Genomic DNA, 1,083 nt, shown 5'->3' on the forward strand with positions numbered 1-1,083 from the left:
CGCGCGGCTGGCCAAGGACCAGGGCGTGCCCATCTCGACGATCTCGTTCGGCACCAAAGGCGGCGAGATCGAGATGAACGGGCAGCGGGTCGCCGTTCCCGTCTCGACCGACCAGATGAAAAAGATCGCCCAGCTCTCCGGCGGGCAGTCCTACACCGCGACCAACATCGCCGAGCTCAACAAGAGCTACAACGCCATCGAGAACGACATCGGGTTTCGCACGGTGCCCGGACCCGGCAGCGCCGGGTGGCTGCGCCTGGGCGTCGTCGCCGCGCTCATCGCCGCGGCGCTGGCCCTGTTGATCAACCGGCGGCTGCCGACCTGATCGCCCACCCGATCGCCGCCCTGATCGCCTAGGAGGGCAACCGGCTGTTGAGCGCGAGACCGGCCAGGATGGCGCCGGCCAGGACCACCGCCCCGAGCAGCATCCAGGCGAGGCTGGCGTCGCCCTTCACCGTCTCGTAGCCGATCTGGCGCTGCAGCGTCGAATAGACGCTTTCCAACGATTGCAGGCTGTCGGCGTGGAACGCCTCGCCGTCGGTGATCTTGGTGATCTCCTGCAACGTCTGGTCGTCGACGGGGACCGGGATGGTGGCGCCCTCGTAGTCGACGGTGCCGTAGGGCGTGCCGAAGGAAATCGTCGAGATCTGCACCTCCTCGGCCTTCGCGGCGCGCGCCGCGGTGAACGCGCCCTGCGGGGCGTTGGGGTCCAGCGGCACGTTCTCGGCGCCGTCGGACTCCAGCACGATGCGCGCGGGGGGCGGCCCGTCGCCGCCGCCCAGCACCGAGCCGACGGTGGCGATCGCCTGCAGCGCGGTGAAGAGGCCCTCCCCCGTCGCCGTTTTCGGCGCCGGCTTGAGGCCGTCGATCGCCGCCTTGACGGCCTGGCGGTTCGTCGTCGGCGACACCAGCAGCGAGGCGTTGGCCGCGAACTCCACCAGTCCCAGGTTGATGGCCGGCGTCAGCTCGTCGGCGAATTTCTTGCCCGCCTCCTGCTCGGCCGCTTTGAGCCGGTTGGGTTCGACGTCGGTGGCGCGCATGGAGTTCGACATGTCGATGACGAGCACGACGCAGGCGCGGTTG

The 1,083-nt window shown here is 69.5% G+C and carries 1 protein-coding gene and 1 pseudogene; one reads left to right on the plus strand and one right to left on the minus strand.

All coding sequences use genetic code 11. The annotated features are described in order from the left end of the window. Positions 1–325: pseudogene (locus tag A5673_RS10400) on the plus strand (hypothetical protein); the annotation flags it as partial. Positions 326–353: 28 nt separating this feature from the next. On the opposite strand, the gene A5673_RS10405 reads toward A5673_RS10400, so the two are convergent. Further along, positions 354–1,083: VWA domain-containing protein (locus A5673_RS10405; RefSeq protein WP_068230963.1), on the minus strand; the 730-nt coding region annotated here is incomplete at its 5' end.

Source organism: Mycobacterium sp. E3198, assembly GCF_001667015.1.
GTDB lineage: Bacteria > Actinomycetota > Actinomycetes > Mycobacteriales > Mycobacteriaceae > Mycobacterium.